At 53.9% G+C, this 2,139-nt stretch carries 1 protein-coding gene; it reads right to left on the bottom strand.

Annotated elements, in window-relative coordinates; all coding sequences use genetic code 11:
- Nucleotides 1-88: 88 nt before the first annotated feature.
- Nucleotides 89-1,969 carry a ribonuclease catalytic domain-containing protein gene (locus HMPREF2959_RS04920; protein ID WP_002243217.1) on the bottom strand — a complete coding sequence of 627 codons (1,881 nt, stop codon included), beginning with the start codon at nucleotides 1,967-1,969 and terminating at the stop codon, nucleotides 89-91.
- Nucleotides 1,970-2,139: the final 170 nt, after the last annotated feature.

Here is a 2,139-nt window from a genome sequence, read left to right as displayed (position 1 = left end):
TCTAACTTTTTGATTTTACATTTATATAACATTTTATCTTGCCTTTTTGCCGTCCGTTTTTTGTTGCCGGAGTTTGCCGTATCGGGCTTCAGACGGCATTGCCTGCCGTTGTACCCGCGGGTGCGACTGCCTTGATGTAGTTGAGCGAGACAAACTGCTTTTCCGGGTCGAGTCCGGTAATTTTAAACAATGCCTGCGATTTGGGCAGCGCGTCAAACGGAATACCGGTTGCGCGCGTGACCAGCGGCAGGCCTTCGATGCGGACGAGGTCTTCTTTGAGGATGGTCGCGGTCAGCTCGCTTGTACCTTGCTGTTGCAGGTACACAAGGCTCCAGTAGGCTTCCATCTGCCGTTGGAAATCGGCGTAGGCGGTATAGGCGGCATCAAAGTCGCGCAGTGCGGCGAAAAGCTCGGCATCGCTGTTTTGATACAGCGGCTCGGCAGTGTCGTCTATCAGGCTGATCAGCTGCTTTTGGTTGATGTAGTCGGCGGCGCGGCGCAGCGGCGAGGTAAACCAGCCGTAATGCTGCACGCCCATGCCGATATGCGGCTCGGATTTGGTGCTCATGCGTACTTTTCCGGTGGGTTGGACGCGGAAGAGGCCGGGCAGGTCGTTGTCATGGAGCATTTGTGCCCAAGTGCTGTTGGCAAGAATCATCATCTCGCTGACCAGCGTATCGATGGGTGAGCCGCGTTCGCGGCGGACGACGGATACGTTGTCTTCTTTATCCAATTCGATGCTGTAATCGTATTGCGGCGCACGGTTGGGCTCGTATTTGCCGCGCGCTTTTTGCAGGGTGATGGCGAATTGATAAAACCAAATCAGGTCTTGATGGTGGGCGAACATCATTTCGCCCGCTTCGTCCAAGCCCGCTTCGGCGTTGAAATGCGGTTCGATGGCTTGGATACGCAGGTTTTCGGAGATGTTGACCGCTTCGATTTTGCAGGTCGGCGCGCCGACGTTGAACTCGCCGTCCACATCGAAATAAATGCTGACGGCAGGGCGGTGTGCGCCTGCATCAAGGCTGAACGCGGCAATCCAGTTTTCGGGCAGCATCGTGATTTTGCCGCCGGGGAAATAAACCGTGCTCAAGCGTTCCATGATGTTTTTTTCCATTTTGTCGCCCGGTTTAACGGCAAGTGACGGCGCGGCGATGTGGATGCCGACACGCTTCGTGCCGTTGTCCAAGTCGGTCAGGCTTAAAGCGTCGTCCACTTCGGTGGTCGATTCGTCGTCAATGGAAAAGGCGGTAACGTCGGCCTTGGGCAGGTCGGGCATTTCGGGAAGGGCAAGGTCGGGGAAGCCTGTTCCTTTAGGGAAGTATTTGATTTCAAACCCGTCTTGCAGGTATTGGGGAATGGACGTAATGCCGCCCGTTTTTTTCGCCAATTCGTAGGCAGAGGTTTTCAGCGCGTCGGCGGCTTTGGTAAAGGCTTTGTAGGTCAGCGACTGCTTGTCGGGAGCGTGCAGGATGGTTTTCAAATCCGCCGCGATTTCAGACGGCATCTCGCCGCGTTTCAAGGCTTCCGCCCAAGCGTCGATTTGCGCGTCTTGCTGTTTTTTGCGTTCGATGGCGGCAAGTGCTTGTTTTAAGGTTTCTTCGGGCGCGGCTTTGAACACGCCTTTGGCTTTTTTGTAGAAATACATCGGCGCGGCGTAAAGCGCAATCAAAGTTGCCGCCAGCTCGGTTTTGGTCGGCGCATGGCCGTAATATTCTTCGGCGATGGCTTCGGCGGTAAATTCCTCTTCGCCGCATACTTCCCACAATAAATCGGTGTCGATGTCCGCCGCCTGTGCCTGCGCGTTTTCCAAAAACGCCGCCATATCGCCGTCAAACTCGGCAAAGACGTTGTTCGCCTTCACTTTGGTGCGTTTGCCGTGTGGGGTATCGACTTGGTAGGTGGCATCGTTTTTTTGGATGATGGCGGCGATTTTGAATTGGCCGGACTCTTCGTAAAAAATATTCATTTTTCGGATTTTTCTGTGGAAACTCAAGCGGGCGATTTTAGCAGATTACCGAAAATGCCGTCTGAAAAAAGGTTGGGAGAGGGTTGGCGCGTCTTTGCGGTGCTTGCGTTATAGTGGATTAACAAAAACCAGTACAGCGTTACCTCGCCTTAGCTCAAAGAGAACGATTC

It is taken from the genome of Neisseria sp. HMSC070F02 (genome assembly GCF_001814225.1).
GTDB classification, from domain to species: domain Bacteria; phylum Pseudomonadota; class Gammaproteobacteria; order Burkholderiales; family Neisseriaceae; genus Neisseria; species Neisseria meningitidis.
The sequence above is the reverse complement of the archived record's forward strand: the minus strand, read 5'-3'. Positions and strand labels throughout refer to the sequence as shown.